The 17,899-nt window shown below is 51.1% G+C and carries 14 protein-coding genes; 4 read left to right on the top strand and 10 right to left on the bottom strand.

The window, feature by feature from the left end:
* The first annotated feature begins 28 nt into the window (after nt 1-28).
* Nucleotides 29-1,225 carry a nicotinamide mononucleotide deamidase-related protein YfaY gene (locus tag ACLJRH_RS19520; protein WP_023136797.1) on the top strand — a complete coding sequence of 399 codons (1,197 nt, stop codon included), beginning with the start codon at nt 29-31 and terminating at the stop codon, nt 1,223-1,225.
* Nucleotides 1,226-1,458: 233 nt separating this feature from the next.
* Here the strand turns inward: ACLJRH_RS19520 and sseL are convergent, their stop codons facing one another.
* The 4 genes from sseL to glpA all read right to left on the bottom strand — a co-directional run bounded on the left by sseL (nt 1,459) and on the right by glpA (nt 6,971).
* Nucleotides 1,459-2,481 (bottom strand): SPI-2 type III secretion system effector deubiquitinase SseL, encoded by a 1,023-nt coding sequence (gene sseL / locus ACLJRH_RS19515; RefSeq protein WP_023136796.1) that lies wholly within the window; start codon nt 2,479-2,481, stop codon nt 1,459-1,461.
* Between the two features lie 425 nt (nt 2,482-2,906).
* Complete coding sequence (glpC, locus tag ACLJRH_RS19510; protein ID WP_001285726.1) at nt 2,907-4,097, bottom strand: anaerobic glycerol-3-phosphate dehydrogenase subunit GlpC; 1,191 nt, start codon at nt 4,095-4,097, stop codon at nt 2,907-2,909.
* Entirely contained in the window at nt 4,094-5,353 is a 1,260-nt protein-coding gene (gene glpB / locus ACLJRH_RS19505) for a glycerol-3-phosphate dehydrogenase subunit GlpB (protein ID WP_000667152.1), read from the bottom strand. The genes glpC and glpB overlap by 4 nt, the downstream gene beginning before the upstream one ends.
* A complete protein-coding gene (gene glpA / locus ACLJRH_RS19500; RefSeq protein ID WP_000857205.1) occupies nt 5,343-6,971 on the bottom strand; it encodes an anaerobic glycerol-3-phosphate dehydrogenase subunit A in 1,629 nt (542 codons plus the stop codon). Before glpA ends, glpB begins: the two co-directional genes overlap by 11 nt.
* Nucleotides 6,972-7,243: 272 nt before the next feature.
* On the opposite strand from glpA, the gene glpT reads away from it, so the two are divergent.
* Entirely contained in the window at nt 7,244-8,602 is a 1,359-nt protein-coding gene (gene glpT / locus ACLJRH_RS19495) for a glycerol-3-phosphate transporter (RefSeq protein ID WP_000948739.1), read from the top strand.
* Nucleotides 8,603-8,606: 4 nt separating this feature from the next.
* On the top strand, nt 8,607-9,677 hold the full coding sequence (gene glpQ / locus ACLJRH_RS19490) for a glycerophosphodiester phosphodiesterase (protein ID WP_023136795.1): 1,071 nt from the start codon (nt 8,607-8,609) through the stop codon (nt 9,675-9,677).
* A 115-nt stretch (nt 9,678-9,792) separates the two neighbouring features.
* On the opposite strand, the gene ACLJRH_RS19485 is transcribed toward glpQ, so the two are convergent.
* Entirely contained in the window at nt 9,793-10,671 is an 879-nt protein-coding gene (locus tag ACLJRH_RS19485) for a LysR family transcriptional regulator (protein ID WP_000176719.1), read from the bottom strand.
* Nucleotides 10,672-10,832: 161 nt separating this feature from the next.
* Between ACLJRH_RS19485 and ACLJRH_RS19480 the strand changes: the two genes are divergently transcribed.
* A complete protein-coding gene (locus ACLJRH_RS19480; protein ID WP_000660248.1) occupies nt 10,833-12,023 on the top strand; it encodes an MFS transporter in 1,191 nt (396 codons plus the stop codon).
* Between the two features lies 1 nt (nt 12,024).
* Here the strand turns inward: ACLJRH_RS19480 and yfaE are convergent, their stop codons facing one another.
* The 5 genes from yfaE to ACLJRH_RS19455 all read right to left on the bottom strand — a co-directional run bounded on the left by yfaE (nt 12,025) and on the right by ACLJRH_RS19455 (nt 17,858).
* Nucleotides 12,025-12,279, bottom strand: a complete 255-nt coding sequence (gene yfaE, locus ACLJRH_RS19475; RefSeq protein ID WP_000533921.1) for a ferredoxin-like diferric-tyrosyl radical cofactor maintenance protein YfaE — start codon at nt 12,277-12,279, stop codon at nt 12,025-12,027.
* Nucleotides 12,279-13,409 (bottom strand): class Ia ribonucleoside-diphosphate reductase subunit beta, encoded by a 1,131-nt coding sequence (gene nrdB, locus ACLJRH_RS19470; RefSeq protein ID WP_000332026.1) that lies wholly within the window; start codon nt 13,407-13,409, stop codon nt 12,279-12,281. The genes yfaE and nrdB overlap by 1 nt, the downstream gene beginning before the upstream one ends.
* Nucleotides 13,410-13,521: 112 nt before the next feature.
* Nucleotides 13,522-15,807, bottom strand: coding sequence for a class 1a ribonucleoside-diphosphate reductase subunit alpha (gene nrdA / locus ACLJRH_RS19465; RefSeq protein WP_001528471.1), 2,286 nt, complete (start codon nt 15,805-15,807; stop codon nt 13,522-13,524).
* A gap of 355 nt (nt 15,808-16,162) precedes the next feature.
* Nucleotides 16,163-16,891, bottom strand: coding sequence for a bifunctional 2-polyprenyl-6-hydroxyphenol methylase/3-demethylubiquinol 3-O-methyltransferase UbiG (gene ubiG / locus ACLJRH_RS19460; RefSeq protein ID WP_023136794.1), 729 nt, complete (start codon nt 16,889-16,891; stop codon nt 16,163-16,165).
* 82 nt (nt 16,892-16,973) lie between these two features.
* The gene (locus ACLJRH_RS19455; protein ID WP_000944714.1) at nt 16,974-17,858 is read right to left on the bottom strand and encodes a GntR family transcriptional regulator; all 885 of its coding nucleotides are present in this window, start codon (nt 17,856-17,858) and stop codon (nt 16,974-16,976) included.
* Nucleotides 17,859-17,899 lie beyond the last annotated feature (41 nt).

The following is a 17,899-nucleotide window of genomic DNA, read 5'->3' as shown; positions in this document are numbered from 1 at the left end:
GTTTTCATCATAAGAGCAGGAGAACACAATGCTAAATGTGGAAATGCTATCCACCGGGGATGAGGTGTTGCACGGACAAATCGTTGACACCAATGCCGCCTGGCTGGCTGATTTTTTCTTTCATCAGGGCGTTCCGTTATCACGGCGAAATACGGTAGGCGATAACCTGGACAGTCTGGTCGCTATCTTGCGTGAACGCAGTCAACATGCTGATGTTTTGATTGTTAATGGCGGGTTAGGGCCGACCAGCGATGATTTAAGCGCGCTCGCCGCGGCAACGGCAAAAGGCGAAGGATTAGTACTGCACCAGGCGTGGCTGACCGAAATGGAACGTTATTTTCAGCAGCGCGGTCGTGTGATGGCGCCGAGCAACCGTAAACAGGCGGAACTGCCTGCCAGCGCGGAGTTTATTAATAATCCGGTCGGCACTGCCTGTGGATTTACGCTACAGCTCAACCGCTGCCTGATGTTTTTCACCCCCGGCGTACCGTCTGAATTTAAGGTTATGGTGGAGAAGGAAATCTTACCGCGGTTACGCGCGCGTTTTTCGCTGCCGGAGCCGCCGCTTTGCCTGCGGTTAACGACTTTTGGACGTTCAGAAAGCGACCTGGCGCAGCGTCTCGACGCACTGCCGTTGCCGCCCGGCGTGACGATGGGGTATCGCTCATCAATGCCTATCATTGAACTGAAGTTGACCGGCCCGGCGACGCAACGGGAGGCGATGCTGGCGTTATGGCCAGAGGTCAAACGGGTTGCCGGGCAGAACCTGATTTTTGAAGGTACGGAAAACCTGCCGGCGCAAATAGCCCGCCGCCTGCAGGAAAGGCAGTTGAGTCTGACGTTGAGCGAGCAATACACCAGCGGCTTACTGGCGCTACAGCTTTCCCGCGCCGGGGCGCCGGTTCTTGCCAGCGAAGTCGTTCCCTCTCAGGAAGAGACGCTGGCGCAAACGGCGCACTGGACGACAGAACGGCGCAGCAATCATTATGCCGGTCTGGCGCTGGCCGTGTCGGGGCTGGAAAACGAACATCTTAATTTCGCGCTGGCGACGCCGGATGGCACGTATGCCTTACGCGTGCGTTTTAGCGCCAATCGGTATAGTCTGGCAATACGTCAGGAGGTCTGCGCGATGATGGCGCTAAATATGCTGCGCCGCTGGCTTAATGGCGAGGACATTATCAGCGGGCATGGCTGGATAGACGTGGTTGAATCATTGACGGCATAGAACTTTTAGTGGGAAGGCCTGGCCTTCCCACCCTTATATACTTATAAATTCTTCGCAGAGCATCATTTCAGGATAAGAGCCTATCCCACCAGGCGTAATTGTTGAAGCCAGTTTGGGGCCGGCCAGCGCGCAGAAACCGGAGCGTACACGTAGTACGTGAGGATTTTGAGCACTGCCCGGTCCCAAAATGGCGAATAAAATAGCCTAATGGGATAGGCTCTAAGTACTCACCATTACTGGAGACTGTATTCATATATTTGTCGCCGGGTTTGGGTGTTAAATAGTGTTTGTTCCTCTACTGAAAGCGTTAAGAAATTTTCCGCAAATTCTCGTAGTGTGGTAGCAGGATCGTTTTGCCCGGCATTCGATAAGAGTTGAATTGTATGGTAACAAAATAGACCGCAGCCGTTGGGTACATTATTTTGTAAATTAGTCTCAACAAAATCAATATCTTCTTTTTCTGATATGCCTGCAATTGTTGCTGCTTCTATAATCTCTTGCTTAGTATTTTCATTTAAATCATGATAAGTATTAAATATAAGGCATTTTATTTTTTCTGCAAGTTTATAAAATAAACAGAGAAGCCAGTGATCTCCTGTATTTATCAGAAAGATTTCATTTTCACATAATCCTGATTGAGCCATCTTTTCAAGTAGCTGAGTGCGTAATATATTTTCTTTGGTGGTAGGATGAATAAGCCCAATAGGATAGTTTACCGAGAGAAAAGGTGATTCTTGAACCAGACCTTGCGTTGCAGCTGCCAGCTCATCTGACGACATCATTCGCGCACCACACCAAAGGTTTTCAACTCCCACCTGTTCTTGATCTGTCTGAGCGAACTGGTCGCCCATAATTTTATGTGCTATTTCTATTTTTTTAGAAAGGTCGGTTGTCGCGGAACCAGCCATATAAAGTAATCTGGAAGGGGCATGTAGCTTTTTCCACTCAGTATTATCTTTTGTTATATCGTTATTGGCGATTTGATGTAATACAAGGCAAGCCTGATTGATTTTTTTGTCTATATCTGGTGATCCCGATCTTTTTCCGCTAAAGAGATCAAAAAGAAATTTCTCAACTCTATGTCCCAGGTCATCGTTGCGTAACGCAAGATTGCATAACAGATCAATACAATTCTGATCACCGTTCTCTACGGCGCTAAACAACAACGCAAGCGTCTCATCGCTCACCTCTTCTGCATATAAGCTGTGAAATTGCGGTATGCTCAATCGGTAAAGTGAATTTACACATATATTCATTTTGCTCTGTTTCCTGGTAGGTGAAAGTAGCGAATATGATGTAATTTATAATTATTTGTAAAAATATTATTGTTAGTGGGGGATATATTAAATCAGGCATAGACCTGATTTTATTATTATTCACATAGCACTCAATTATTATCGGAGATATTCAGTTATCTCCCTCTTTAAAGGAGGCTGGTAACGCGTCGATACAAGAGATATTGCTCTATAAACAGTAACGTCGTTATCTGTCATGCCACCGTGGGTTAGCGGTCATGGTTAACCAAATAGGGCAGGTTATTGCAAAGAGACATCCGCGTTTATACCCAAAATAATCCGTAGCCAACACATAAGCAACTTGAAGTATGAAGGGTATATGTCTGATGGAAAATCGGCCCTGGTGAGTAGGGTAATGGCGCCGGAGGGGCTCCGGCGCTTTTTACTTAGCCGAGCGCCTGGGCGAGTAGCGTAATGGGGTGTTCGCAGCGTTTGCTTGTAGACATCTCAATTTGCCACTTACAGGTTTCACAATCGGTGACGACAATGTCGGCGCCGCTCTCTTCAATCTGGCGGAACAGCGGCGCGCCGATGGACTGTGATGTCGGATAGTTTTCCTTTTTAAATCCATACGTACCGGCAATGCCGCAGCACTGTGAATCAAGTACCGTCAATTCAAGCCCCGGAATTTGCCGCAATAGTTCAAGCGTGTAAAGCGTCCAGCCCATTTTTTCCATATGACACGGCGTATGGTAGACCACTTTCAGCGGCAAAGGATTAAGCGGCAGCGTTTTCCCGGCATCCAGTTTGCGCCATAGCCAGCGGGTGGCCAGCTCGATATGTTCGCGCAGCCCGGCGTTGTCCACGTCCAGCACTTCAGGATATTCATCGCGCAACGCAAACGTACAGGTGGATGACGTGGCGATGACCGGAATACCTTTGACGGCAATCGCCTCGCGTAGCGACTCCACATTGCTGATAGCCTGCTTGCGAGCTTTATCCGTAAAACCGTTAGCGATCAGCGGTACGCCGCAACACTTCTCTTTACTCAGTAACTGTACGCCGGTACCCATTGCGTTCAGCACCTTAATCAGATCTTTTCCGAGCTGCGGATGGTTGTAATTCACAAAACAGCCATGGAAAAAGGCGACCTGATCTTTGTATTTAGCCTGCTGCGCCGCCACGCTACGATACCAGCGGCGGAAGGTGCCGAAAGAGTATTTTGGTAAGGTGCGGCGATGATCGATTTTGAGCGCGTAATCAAGCAACTGGCGCACTGGCTTTAATGCGGTGGCGGTATTGACCACCGGCGCGAACGGCGTTGAAACGCTGCCCATCAGATCGGTATGGCTGAGAATAAAGTTACGCAATGACGGGCGCGTCGTATCGTATTTCGCGCGGGCGCGCTGGATGATATCGCCAATCTTCACGTCCGACGGACAGGCGACCTCACACCGTTTGCAGTTAATGCAATATTTCAGCGCCTCGTCATACAGGGCGCCGTCTTTCAGACGCAGGCGTTCGCCATCCGGTCCGGCCTGTTTAGGGCCAGGGTAGCCTGGATTAACGCGGCTGACCGGGCACGCGGTGGTGCACACCGTACATTTAATACAACTTTCAAAACGTGTGTCGCTCATTGCTGTTCTCCTGCACGCTCAGCGATATGGTGCGCGGCCTGGAGGGCGCTGACTGCGCAGACGCCGCCGCCGCATCCCTCAGCTATAGGATCGAATCCCGCCAGCACAGAACCTATTGCATACAGATTTTCTACCGTATTGCCCGCAAGGGAGGGGCGGAAAGCGTCATCCGTCACGACGCCAAACTGCTGCCAGGGCTGTGGGTCGAAGAAATGTTGTTGATACCATTCGGCGCGGGTGGCCGTTTGCTGTACGTCGAGCCCTAAAATAGGTTCGCGGATCCCTTCGCGCTCGGCAACCAGACCGCTACTAAAGAAGCTACCGCTGGCAAGTACGGCAAAACGCGGGCGCAGTGGGATATCGGCATGGTTGCGGGTCCATATTTCGCTCACGGTACCGCGACGGCAGGTGACTTTCTTCACTTCATCGCCCGGCATCCAGATGCCGCCCTGACGAACAAACTGGCGCTGGAGCTGATTGTGCAGACGAATACCGAGCACCGATGGCGGCAGCGTCGGCAGCAGCGTGAGCGCGCAGGGCAGACGTTCGTTAAGCCAGCGCCACAGCGTATCGTTCGCCAGCCCGAAACAGGCGGGCATGATGATCATGTCGCAGTTTGTCGCTATTGGCGACAGCGCGTCGTACAGCAGTGGCCATTTTTCTTCGTTATCAAGCAGACGCGCAATATTGACCGCGCGAAATTCCGTCGGGTTATCACGCAGTACGTCCAGTTCCGGAAGGTCGATTTCTGCGGTTTCCACGTTGAGATCGCGTTGACGCAGCGACGCTGCCGCAAGGTGCGCCTGGAAATCCAGTAATCCGCTAACGCCGACGACGCAAATTCGCTGTGCGGATAACGGCCAGACCGGTACTTCCGGCGAGCTAAGCCAGGTTGAACGCAATGTGCCAAGCGGCGTGACACGCTGGTGCGCCTGCTGTACGTCGCCGTATAACTGCGCGCCGCTGGCGTTAAGTAGCGTTTGCGCCTGTTGCGCCAGCGTAAGGACTTTTTGCGCGCCCAAACGTGAATAAGGATGTTCAGGTGCCTGGCGGCGCAGCGCATCAAGCCCGGCGGTAATGTCGGTCACCGGTTGGCCGTCGGGCAGGGCGCTGAGTAGATCCAGCGAGCCGGAGGAAAAATGCAGTGCGCTTTGTCCGCGGGTGACGATGGCGCAGCGTAATCCATGCTGCTGGAGCTGCAGTCCGCACAGCAAACCGGCGAGACCGCCGCCCATAATAACCGTATCAAATTTCATCCTGGTGCTCCTTCTCCAGACCGCATAATCCCTGATAAACCCAGCGCGTGAATTCGCTTTCGCGCAGCGCGTCTCCCCAGGCGACAGGTTGTACGCCTTTCCAGCGCTCATTCAGAAATTCAGAGAGTTGCGTAATAGATTGCGCCGCGGTCGTCACATTAAAACGCTGCAATAGCCCGGCCGCGCGGCAGGCGCACAGCTCGCCCTGGCAAGTGCCCATCCCTACGCGGGTGCGACGACGGAGATCCAGCAGGCTATTCACGGTTAAGTTTTCGACGGCATACTGCACTTCTCCCGCCGTGACGGCCTCGCATTCACAGACCAGGCTACGGTGTTGGCGGCCTTCGCTCAGCCACCCCGGCGTGCGATCGCCATGCCGATAAACCGCCGATCCGCGTAGCGGCGCGGGAAGCGAGATAATGCGTTTCAGCGTATGTTCCGTAGACTCTTTTGAGCCAGGCAACGGCGTATCCGCCGTGATGCAGGGGCGAGTATTGCCCAACTTGCGGCACACGGCGTCGGTCGCCCATTCCGCCATCAGGCGGTAAGTCATTAGCTTCCCGCCGGTAATGGTAATGAAGCCATCAAGCCCGTCGCGTTCGGCGTGGTCGAACAACACAATACCGCGGCTGACGTTACGACCGCTGGGATCGTCATCGCTGGCCACCAGCGGGCGGACGCCGGAATACGCGCGCAGAATACGCGTCTTCGCCATGACAGGGGCCAGTTTTTCCCCTTCACGCAGCAGGATATCGACTTCATCTGCGGTGACGCGGTTGCTGTCTATCTCATTGTAATCAATATGGGTAGAGGTGGTGCCGATCAGTGAAATCGTATCGCCAGGTACCAGAATGTCGGCATCCGATGGTTTCCGGCAGCGGTTAATGACATGCTGGTTGATCCGATGGTCCATGATCAACAGCGAGCCTTTCGCCGGGAACATGCGAATACTCAGGTCGGCGTATTCGGCGATCCGTTGCCCCCAGATACCAGCCGCATTGACCACCACCGGCGCGTGAAGCGTCTGGGTTTCGCCAGTGAGATGGTTGCGCACATGGACGCCGCAGACCGTTGCGCCTTCACGAATGAGCCCGGTCACTTCATGCGCCGTTAACACGATTGCGCCATGTTCTCTGGCATCCAGCATATTGGCGGCGGTAAGGCGGAAAGGGTCCACGGTGCCATCCGGCACTTTTACCGCACCGATGAGCGCAGGGTTAACGGAAGGTTCGATGATGCGAGCCTGCTGCGGATCGATGGCTTCAGCGCGAATGCCTGCCGCTTCACAGGCGCGAATAAAGGTGGCCTGAAACGCAAGATCATCTTCCGGCAACGTAATAAACAGACCATCCGTCGGTTCGACGCAATGGCGGGCGATCCGTTTTAAAATCTGGTTTTCACTAATGCACTCGCGCGCGGATTCCGCGTCGGTAACCGCATAACGAGCGCCGCTGTGCAGCAGCCCGTGGTTACGCCCGGTCGCGCCGGTCGCTATATCATGCCGCTCCACCAGAATGACACGTAAACCGCGCAGCGCGCAGTCGCGGGCGATCCCTGCGCCTGTTGCTCCACCGCCAATGATAATCACGTCACTTGCTTGCGAGTCGCGAGTTTTCATTGTTTTTCCTCACAGTTCGTTTTTTATCATTTAGCCATACAAATCATATGAAATGTTTGATTTCGCGCATAATCGCTCACTATTCGAAAATGAAACGTGATTTCGTGCGCCTTTCTGAACATTGGTCATAAAACTGTAACAATATGTGCTGTAATTCACATTAACGTGACGTATCTTTACTTAACATCGCGGCCACACTGGGAGCAGCGGGGTTGTTTGAACAAACTGCGGTGTTTACCTCTAAATAAAATACGGGCCACGGAGGCTACAATATGTTGAGTATTTTTAAACCAGCGCCGCATAAAGCGCGCTTGCCAGCGGCGGAGATTGATCCGACCTATCGCCGATTACGCTGGCAGATTTTCCTGGGGATATTCTTTGGCTATGCCGCGTATTATCTGGTGCGCAAGAACTTTGCCCTCGCGATGCCCTACCTGGTAGAACAGGGTTTTTCACGCGGCGATCTGGGCTTTGCGCTGTCCGGGATTTCCATCGCTTATGGTTTTTCGAAATTTATAATGGGTTCGGTGTCCGATCGCTCGAATCCGCGCGTTTTCCTGCCGGCAGGGTTGATTCTGGCCGCAGCAGTCATGTTGTTTATGGGCTTTGTACCGTGGGCGACATCCAGCATCGCCGTGATGTTTGTGCTGTTGTTCCTTTGCGGCTGGTTCCAGGGGATGGGGTGGCCGCCGTGCGGACGTACGATGGTTCACTGGTGGTCGCAGAAAGAGCGCGGCGGCATTGTGTCGGTCTGGAACTGTGCGCATAACGTCGGCGGCGGGATCCCGCCACTGCTGTTCCTGCTGGGGATGGCGTGGTTTAACGACTGGAAAGCGGCGCTCTATATGCCAGCCTTTGGCGCGATTGTGGTGGCGCTGTTCGCTTTCGCAATGATGCGCGATACGCCGCAATCCTGCGGTCTGCCGCCTATCGAAGAGTATAAAAACGACTATCCGGATGACTACAACGAAAAAGCGGAAGAAGAGCTGACTGCGAAGCAGATCTTCATGCAGTACGTACTGCCGAACAAACTGTTGTGGTACATCGCTATCGCCAACGTGTTTGTCTATCTGCTGCGCTACGGTATCCTCGACTGGTCGCCGACCTACCTGAAAGAAGTGAAGCATTTCGCACTGGATAAATCCTCCTGGGCCTACTTCCTGTATGAATACGCGGGTATTCCGGGCACGCTGCTGTGTGGCTGGATGTCGGATAAAGTCTTCCGCGGCAACCGCGGTGCGACGGGCGTGTTCTTTATGACCCTGGTGACTATCGCGACCATCGTTTACTGGATGAACCCGGCAGGAAACCCGAACGTTGATATGGCTTGTATGATTATCATCGGCTTCCTGATCTACGGCCCGGTAATGTTGATCGGTCTGCACGCGCTGGAACTGGCGCCGAAAAAAGCGGCGGGTACGGCGGCGGGCTTCACCGGTCTGTTTGGTTACCTGGGCGGTTCTGTCGCTGCAAGCGCCATTGTGGGTTATACCGTTGACTTCTTCGGTTGGGATGGCGGCTTTATGGTGATGATTGGCGGCAGCATTCTGGCGGTAATCCTGCTGGTGGTCGTGATGATTGGTGAAAAACGCCATCATGATGAGCTGCAGTTAAAACGCAACGGAGGCTAATAACATGAAAACCACACTGAAAAATCTTAGCGTGGCGTTAATGTTGGCAGGAATGACCATCGGAAGCTGTGCCGTGGCGGCTGAAAAAGTCGTTATCGCCCACCGTGGCGCCAGCGGTTATCTGCCGGAGCATACGCTACCAGCGAAAGCGATGGCGTATGCGCAAGGGGCAGATTATCTGGAACAGGATTTAGTGATGACAAAGGACGACCATCTGGTCGTCCTCCATGACCACTACCTTGACCGGGTGACTGACGTCGCTGACCGTTTTCCGGACCGGGCGCGTAAAGATGGGCGCTATTACGCTATCGATTTTACGCTGGATGAAATTAAATCCCTGAAGTTTACCGAAGGGTTTGATATTGAAAACGGCAAAAAAGTACAAACTTATCCGGGCCGTTTCCCGATGGGAAAATCTGATTTCCGCATTCATACCTTTGAAGAGGAAATTGAATTCGTTCAGGGATTAAATCACTCTACCGGTAAAAATATCGGTATTTATCCGGAAATTAAAGCGCCGTGGTTCCATCATCAGGAAGGGAAAGATATTGCCGCGAAAACGCTGGAAGTGCTGAAGAAGTATGGTTACACCGGCAAGCAGGACAATGTCTATTTGCAGTGTTTTGATGTCGCTGAACTGAAACGTATTAAGAATGAACTGGAACCCAAAATGGGGATGGATCTCAATCTGGTTCAGCTTATTGCGTATACCGACTGGAATGAAACACAGCAGAAACAGCCGGACGGTCGTTGGGTAAATTACAACTACGACTGGATGTTTAAGCCGGGCGCTATGAAGCAGGTGGCGGAATATGCGGACGGTATTGGTCCGGATTACCATATGCTGGTCGCGGAAGGCTCAACGAAAGGGAATATCAAGCTGACTGGAATGGTGCAAGACGCACATCAGAATAAGATGGTAGTGCATCCTTACACTGTGCGTGCCGATCAATTGCCGGACTATGCCACAGACGTTAATCAGTTGTACGACATCCTGTATAACAAGGCGGGCGTCGACGGGCTGTTCACTGACTTCCCGGATAAGGCGGTCATGTTCCTGCAAAAAAATGACTAAAGGTTTGCCCTAGTCGAAGTGACGCGCCGGATGAGGCCATAAACGCCTCATCCGGCCTGGCGCAACGTTTGCCAGCGTAAGTCTGGTAAACGCAATGCCATCAGGCGGTGTTGTTTTATAGCAACCCCTCATCGGTCAGTGTTTCCATACATTTTTGTAATAAAAATAGCGGGCTTCCTTCTACTGGCGGTTCTTTTGCTAACAGGGAAATTTGTCGATAAAAGGTGGGTTCCAGCGCCACGGAACATAATTTTCCTGTCGTGGCTTTTAAGGTTAATTCTGGCAATAAGGCGATACCTAATCCCTGGCGAATAAAATTCAGCGCAGTATCGGGATGGTTAAATTCATATTTAAATATCGGCTCAATACCCTTTTCTTTAAACAACGCCATAATGCTTAATTCATAACGACCTTTACTGACAATAAGGGGTTCGTCCATCAGTTCTTCAACCGTTACTGTACTATTGGCCGCCAGGGGATGATTTTCAGGCACCACTACGGTGAATTTATCCCGGTAAATGGGGACGCAATACATACCGTTGACCGGAAAAGGAACGAAACCGGCATCAATACTTCCGTCCTGCAGCGAATCAATAATAGCCGTACTGTTCTCTTCATAGGGGATAATTTTTACATTTGGATGATGGCTTTCAAAATAGCGAATGACGCCGGGTAAAATGCAGGCGCAGGCGCTGGGAAAACAGCCAATCCGTAGCGTACGGGCCGGGTTCTTTTTTTCTTGTTCGGCAATCTCTTTTACCGCGTTGACGTCGCGCTGGATCGCGCGTAAATGCCTGACGATGCGGCTACCGGCGGCGGTAAGCTCAATCTCTTTACGACGCTCACGAATCAATATGTCAACGCCGAGCTCCTCCTCAAGCGCGGAGATGGCCTGGCTGACGGCGGATTGCGTCATGTATAGCCGTTTGCTGGCTTCGGTAAATCCGCCGTACTCCAGTACGGCAAGCAGGGCGTGGATTTGGGTTAGCGTCATTAGTAAAACCTAATCAATATAATTAAAACGATTAATTTTTCTAATAGAGTGCACTTGTTTATACTGTGATTCTATCGAATACATCACATTTTGACGCACCTGATAGGTGTTCAGTTGAGCTGAGCGTTGCCTGCGTGCGCCATCTGAACGGGTCGTTAAGAATGAAAGAAAAATTATGGACGAAGGATTTTTGGGCAATCACCATAGTCAGTTTTATTATCTTTTTTGTTTTTTATGTACTGCTAACTTTATTACCCATTTATATCGCTGACCGCCTGCATGCTTCTGCAGATAAGGCCGGGCTGTTAGTGACATGTTTCCTGGCCGCGGCAATTGTTATTCGGCCATTTGCCGGACAGTGGGTGGGAAAATATTCGAATAAAAAGATTCTGGTGCTCTCTTCTCTGGCTTTTTTGGTGATTACCGCGCTGTATCCGGTTTGCCATTCTATCGAGTCGCTGCTCTTTATCCGCGTACTTCATGGGATTACGTTTGGTGTTATTACCACGGTAAAAGGAACTATTTCAGCGCGGTTAATTCCGGCCTCCCGACGTGGAGAGGGCATCAGCTTTTTCTCTTTAGCGATGGGCCTGGCGATGGTCGTCGGACCGTGGATCGGTTTGAATATGGCCCGCTGGAACGCGTTCACTGCCGCATTCTGGCTTTGTTCCGCTGTAGCGGCGTTAGGGATTGTGCTTTCCCTGATTGTGACGGTCCCTCCGGTAATTCGTCATGCCGATGGTTCGAAACCGAATCTGGGTTTTGCCGCGATGTTTGACCGCGCCGCCTTGCCTTTTGCGCTGGTCACCTTTTTTATGACTTTCTCCTATGCCGGCGTGTCGGCTTTCCTGGCGCTGTATGCGCGTGAGCTGGATTTAATGGCGGCGGCCAGTAATTTCCTGCTGTGCTACGCGATTTTCCTGATGATATGCCGTACCTTCACCGGGAATATTTGTGATAAAAAAGGGCCGAAATATGTTGTTTATCCATGCCTGTTGGCTTTTACCATCGGTCTGGTGGCGCTGGGCTACACCAATGGCAGCATCATGATGATTATTTCCGGCGGTCTAATCGGTATCGGCTACGGTTCGGTCACGCCGGTTTTCCAGACGCAAATTATCAGCTCGGTTGAACCGCATAAAATCGGCGTGGCGAATTCACTGTTCTTTAACGCGATGGACGCCGGAATGGCGATTGGCGCCTTTATCATGGGAATGATGGTTGAGTCGGTTGGCTATCGTATGATTTATGTCGCTGGCGCGGTGCTGGTGGTACTCGCTGGCGCACTGTATGCCGTGCAGATGAAAAAACGTGGCGTGATGCCTTTGGTTTCCACCAGCGAGTTGCACTGAGTTACATCTCGATTTCGATATCGCCTTTTGCCCTGCAGCAGCAGGGCAAAATCTCTCCCGGCTGGATAAACGCTAAAGGTTCCGTAATCCAGTCAACCTGACCGGCAACCAGCCGGGTACGACAGGAGCCGCAATATCCTTCGCGGCACTGATACTCCACCTCAACGTTATGTGATTCCAGCGCGGCCAGCAGAGAAGGGTGTTCATCCTGGCACAGCAGCTGTGTGCCAGTGATACGCAGCGTGACGCGTCCCATCAGAGCTGGAAATTACTCAGATCGTCGGTATCGACTTCCGAATCGATTTGTCCGACCAGATAAGAGCTAACTTCCACTTCCTGTGGCGCGACCTGAACGTTATCGGACACCAGCCAGGTATTGATCCACGGGATTGGGTTGGAGCGGGTCTGGAACGGCAGATCCAGCCCTACCGCCTGCATACGAATATTAGTAATATATTCAACGTATTGACACAGGATATCTTTATTCAGGCCGATCATCGAACCGTCGCGGAACAGATAGTCCGCCCACTCTTTTTCCTGCTGCGCTGCCTGCACGAACAGGTCATAACATTCCTGTTTACACTCTTCGGCGATTTCCGCCATCTCCGGGTCGTCCACGCCGCTACGCAACAGGTTCAGCATATGTTGCGTGCCGGTCAGATGCAGAGCTTCGTCACGGGCGATCAGACGGATAATTTTGGCGTTGCCTTCCATCAGTTCACGCTCGGCAAATGCGAAAGAGCAGGCGAAGCTGACGTAGAAGCGGATGGCTTCCAGCGCGTTCACGCTCATCAGGCACAGATACAGTTTTTTCTTCAGCTCACGCAGATTCACGACAACCGTTTTGCCATTAACGGTATGGGTGCCTTCACCGAGCAGATGCCAGTAACTGGTCATCTCAATAAGTTCGTCGTAGTAGGCGGAGATCCCTTCGGCGCGCTTCTGAATTTGCTCATTGGTCACGATATCGTCAAACACGACCGCCGGATCGTTGACGATGTTACGAATAATGTGGGTGTAGGATCGTGAGTGAATCGTCTCAGAAAACGCCCAGGTCTCTACCCACGTCTCCAGCTCCGGGATGGAAATGAGCGGCAGCAGGGCGACGTTCGGGCTACGTCCCTGAATGGAATCCAGCAGCGTCTGGTATTTGAGGTTGCTGATGAAGATATGTTTTTCGTGCTCCGGCAACGCCTGATAATCGATACGATCGCGGGAGACGTCGACCTCTTCCGGACGCCAGAAGAAAGAGAGCTGTTTTTCGATCAGTTTTTCGAAGATGTCATATTTCTGCTGGTCATAGCGTGCAACGTTGACCGGCTGGCCAAAGAACATGGGTTCCTTGAGCTGATCGTTTTTCGTCTGTGAAAAAGTGGTGTATGCCATTGAAGTGAATCCTTTATGGGATGAGCGCCGGATGGCGGCGCAAGCGCCTTATCCGGCCTACAAACCGTACAATCGTAGGCCGGGTAAGCATAGCGCTACCCGGCACTATTCATCAGATCTTACAAGCGCCGCTTTCGCAGCCATCGTCCTGAATAGAAGGCGCCAAATCGTCCTGCGCATCTTCCGCGCCGTCGCGGGTATTTTGATAGTACAGAGTTTTCACGCCAAACTTATACGCGGTGAGCAAATCTTTCAGCAGTTGCTGCATCGGCACTTTTCCTGACGGGAAACGTGACGGATCGTAGTTGGTATTGGCGGAAATCGACTGATCGATAAACTTCTGCATGATACCCACCAGTTGCAGATAACCGTCGTTGTTCGGCATCTCCCACAACAGTTCGTAAGCGTCTTTCAGATGCTCATAATCCGGCACGACCTGACGCAAAATACCGTCTTTCGAGGCCTTGATGCTGACGTAGCCGCGCGGTGGTTCGATACCGTTAGTGGCGTTGGAGATCTGGGACGACGTTTCCGACGGCATTAGCGCCGATAGCGTGGAGTTACGCAGACCGTGGGTTTTGATCGATTCACGCAGCTGTTCCCAGTCGTAGTGCAGCGGTTCGTTGACGATCGCATCCAGATCTTTTTTGTAGGTGTCGATCGGCAGAATGCCTTTTGCATAGGTGGTTTCGTTGAACCATGGGCAGGCGCCTTGCTCTTTCGACAGTTCGTTGGACGCTTTAAGCAGATAGTATTGAATGGCTTCGAAGGTTTTATGCGTCAGATTATTGGCGCTGCCGTCGGAATAACGTTTACCGTTTTTCGCCAGCCAGTAGGCGAAGTTAATCACGCCAATGCCCAGCGTACGACGGCCCATTGCGCCGCGTTTGGCAGCCGGAATCGGGTAATCCTGATAATCGAGCAGAGCATCCAAAGCGCGTACTGCCAGAATAGCCAGTTCTTCCAGCTCGTCCAGAGTTTTAATGGCGCCCAGGTTGAATGCAGACAGCGTACACAACGCAATTTCGCCGTTTTCATCGTTGACATCGTGCAGCGGTTTGGTTGGCAGGGCAATCTCCAGACACAGGTTAGACTGGCGTACCGGGGCGACAACCGGATCGAACGGACTGTGAGTATTGCAGTGGTCAACGTTCTGGATATAGATACGACCGGTAGAGGCGCGTTCCTGCATCATCAGCGAGAACAGTTCGACCGCTTTCACACGCTGTTTGCGGATGCTGTCGTCGTTTTCATATTTCACGTACAGGCGTTCGAATTCGTCCTGGTCGGCGAAGAACGCATCGTATAGTCCGGGTACATCAGACGGACTGAACAGCGTAATGTCGCCGCCCTTCAGCAGGCGGGTGTACATCAGTTTGTTGATCTGTACGCCGTAATCCATGTGACGTACGCGGTTGCCTTCCACGCCACGGTTGTTTTTCAGCACCAGCAGGCTTTCCACTTCCAGGTGCCACATCGGATAGAACAATGTCGCCGCGCCGCCGCGCACGCCGCCCTGCGAGCAGGATTTCACCGCCGTCTGGAAGTGCTTGTAGAACGGAATACAGCCGGTGTGGAAGGCTTCGCCGCCGCGAATCGGGCTGCCCAGCGCACGAATGCGTCCCGCGTTGATACCGATACCGGCGCGCTGAGAAACGTATTTCACGATAGCGCTGGAGGTGGCGTTGATGGAATCCAGACTGTCGCCACACTCGATCAGTACGCAGGAGCTGAACTGACGGGTTGGGGTACGCACGCCGGACATAATTGGCGTCGGCAGCGAGATTTTGAACGTAGAGACCGCATCGTAAAAACGTTTTACATAGTCAAGACGCGTTTCACGCGGATAGTTAGAGAACAGGCAGGCCGCTACCAGAATGTAGAGGAACTGCGCGCTTTCATAGATTTCGCCGGTCACGCGGTTTTGCACCAGATATTTCCCTTCCAGCTGCTTAACGGCAGCGTAGGAGAAGGTCATATCGCGATCGTGAACGATAAACGAATCCATCTGCTTGAACTCTTCTTCCGTGTAGTCTTCCAGCAGATGATTGTCGTATTTGCCAAGCTCAACCATTTTTACCACATGGTGGTAAAGTGCGGGCGGCTCAAACTGGCCGAAGGCTTTCTTACGCAGGTGGAAAATCGCCAGACGTGCAGCCAGGTATTGATAATCCGGCGCATCGCGAGAGATCAGGTCTGCGGCGGCCTTAATGATAGTTTCATGGATATCGGAGGTCTTAATCCCATCATAAAACTGAATATGCGAGCGTAGCTCGACCTGAGAAACCGATACGTTATTCAGTCCTTCTGCCGCCCAATCAAGCACGCGATGAATTTTGTCGAGATTGATGCGCTCAGTACGGCCGTCACGCTTTGTCACCAGCAGACTCTGATTCATGTGGTTTTCTACCTGTTTACCTGTCCGTGAAAGAAAAATATCCCCCCGCTTATCCACAACGTCACGTTGTGACTAACTCTGTGGATAAATACTATATATAGGGGGTAATCGATAAGTGAAACGCTATATGGTGAGTATTCTAGTAGGGATTCTTTTGAGTACAAGAGTTGATTTTGGCGTTAAATTGCGGTTGTAAAAGCGTAAGAATCGCTAAATGCGCGTCTGATAAGGCCTGGAGAGGATGTCAACAATTCATAAAAAAAAATCAAAATTTGATCGAATGCTGATTTCTTCATCGAAGAGAAAGGTTGCGCCCGATGATCTAACGCAACCCTTATAGGAAAATTCTTTGATGTCAGGCTTTTTTAGCGCGGGTATGCAACATATAGTTAACGTCTACTCCGGGACCGAGTTTGAAAGTATTGGTTATCGGGTTGTAGTGCAGCCCGGTGATATGTTGCTCTTTCAGGACGGTTTCATCTACCCAGCTTAACAGTTCAGCAGGCTTAATGAATTTCTTCACGTCGTGCGTGCCTTTTGGCACCATGCGCAGAATATACTCAGCGCCGACGACTGCCATCAGCCAGGATTTCCCATTGCGGTTCAACGTTGAGAAGAACACCTCACCGCCGGGTTTAACCAGTTGGGCGCAGGCGTGGACGACCGATTGCGGATCGGGAACGTGCTCCAGCATTTCCATACAGGTGACGACGTCGTATTGCTGAGCGTGTTTTGCCGCATGTTCCTCAACCGTCTCCTGCAAGTACTCTACCTCGATGCCGCTTTCCAGCGCATGCAGCTTGGCGACCTGCAAAGGCTCAAAGCCCATATCCAGCCCGGTAACGGTAGCGCCTTCACGCGCCATGCTCTCCGCCAGAATACCGCCGCCGCAGCCGACGTCGAGTACCTTTTTACCAAACAGGCCGCCTGAGCGCTCAGTAATGTAGCCAAGGCGTAGAGGGTTGATGCGATGCAATGGCTTGAATTCGCCCTCCAGATCCCACCAGCGCGACGCGACGGCTTCGAATTTGGCGATTTCATTATGGTCAACGTTGTGAGCTACCGACGGTTTTTCAGTGTTCATGAGTACATGAGATTCCGCTATTGATCTATCGGGGCAGTATAGCAGGTGCAAAGTCGCTGCGTTATATCTACTGCCGTCTTTATTACGCTTTCAGCGCAAGAAGTTTTCTTGCGCGTTCTGTAAAACCGCTACCGATGTGGTGCGTGATAAAATTACAGACGCCCTCGACGTTGTTGTTTTTTAACATATCCAAAATAGTGGCATGTCCCCGGTTAGAGCTGGTGATATATTCAGCGGTAAAATCCAGTCTGTAGCGAATTGCCAATAAACGTGCTGAGATCAACAGGTGTGCTTGCGAAATGTATTTATTATCGGCATATTTCACAAAAACATAATGAAAATCATGATCCAGTTTGAGATAAGCTTGCGTATCTCGCTCTGCATTAATTTTTGCTGACTTCGATAAAATATTGCTTAATTCGACTATGACATTGTTAGCATTTTTCTCCATCGCTTCACGAATTGCGCCCTGTTCAAGGATAACCCTCATTTTGATGAGATCATTGATATCCTCGTCGGTGACAGAAAAAACAAATGTCCCACTGCGGGGAATGATGTTGACCAGGTTTTCATTATAGCTTAGCCAAATAAAAGCTTCACGAATTGGTGTTTTACTTACCATCAGAATATTTGATAGTTCATTTTCACTGATCGCTTGCCCAAGATCGAAATCGCCATGGATAATCATCTCCCTTATTTTCTCTTTAATCACCTGGGTGATGGATTTGGGTATTTCAATTGATATGTGACTAAAGTCACGCTTTAATCTATTTTTCATTTTCTTCTCCTCCATGGTTAAACCCGGCTCCATTGTAATTAATTTATTCAAAATTAACGGATCTAATATATCAGATATAAGAAAATTTACATACTTTATTGTTGTTATTGTATATTTCATTAAGTTTGCTTGCTGATATATCAGATATGACACATTAGCTTTTGAATTGTATTGTTTTTTACGTAACATCGATTCCGGTCAATACCCTTATTCATTGAATCATAAAAGGT

Source organism: Salmonella sp. SAL04162 (assembly GCF_046551535.1).
Classification (GTDB): Bacteria; Pseudomonadota; Gammaproteobacteria; order Enterobacterales; family Enterobacteriaceae; genus Salmonella; species Salmonella enterica.
The sequence above is the reverse complement of the archived record's forward strand: the minus strand, read 5'-3'. Positions and strand labels throughout refer to the sequence as shown.

Coding starts and splice junctions, on each gene's coding strand:
- ACLJRH_RS19520 (WP_023136797.1), top strand. CDS start 29: ATGCTAAATGTGGAAATGCTATCCACCGGGGATGAGGTGTTGCACGGA.
- sseL (WP_023136796.1), bottom strand. CDS start 2,481: ATGAATATATGTGTAAATTCACTTTACCGATTGAGCATACCGCAATTT.
- glpC (WP_001285726.1), bottom strand. CDS start 4,097: ATGAGCGACACACGTTTTGAAAGTTGTATTAAATGTACGGTGTGCACC.
- glpB (WP_000667152.1), bottom strand. CDS start 5,353: ATGAAATTTGATACGGTTATTATGGGCGGCGGTCTCGCCGGTTTGCTG.
- glpA (WP_000857205.1), bottom strand. CDS start 6,971: ATGAAAACTCGCGACTCGCAAGCAAGTGACGTGATTATCATTGGCGGT.
- glpT (WP_000948739.1), top strand. CDS start 7,244: ATGTTGAGTATTTTTAAACCAGCGCCGCATAAAGCGCGCTTGCCAGCG.
- glpQ (WP_023136795.1), top strand. CDS start 8,607: ATGAAAACCACACTGAAAAATCTTAGCGTGGCGTTAATGTTGGCAGGA.
- ACLJRH_RS19485 (WP_000176719.1), bottom strand. CDS start 10,671: ATGACGCTAACCCAAATCCACGCCCTGCTTGCCGTACTGGAGTACGGC.
- ACLJRH_RS19480 (WP_000660248.1), top strand. CDS start 10,833: ATGAAAGAAAAATTATGGACGAAGGATTTTTGGGCAATCACCATAGTC.
- yfaE (WP_000533921.1), bottom strand. CDS start 12,279: ATGGGACGCGTCACGCTGCGTATCACTGGCACACAGCTGCTGTGCCAG.
- nrdB (WP_000332026.1), bottom strand. CDS start 13,409: ATGGCATACACCACTTTTTCACAGACGAAAAACGATCAGCTCAAGGAA.
- nrdA (WP_001528471.1), bottom strand. CDS start 15,807: ATGAATCAGAGTCTGCTGGTGACAAAGCGTGACGGCCGTACTGAGCGC.
- ubiG (WP_023136794.1), bottom strand. CDS start 16,891: ATGAACACTGAAAAACCGTCGGTAGCTCACAACGTTGACCATAATGAA.
- ACLJRH_RS19455 (WP_000944714.1), bottom strand. CDS start 17,858: ATGTTACGTAAAAAACAATACAATTCAAAAGCTAATGTGTCATATCTG.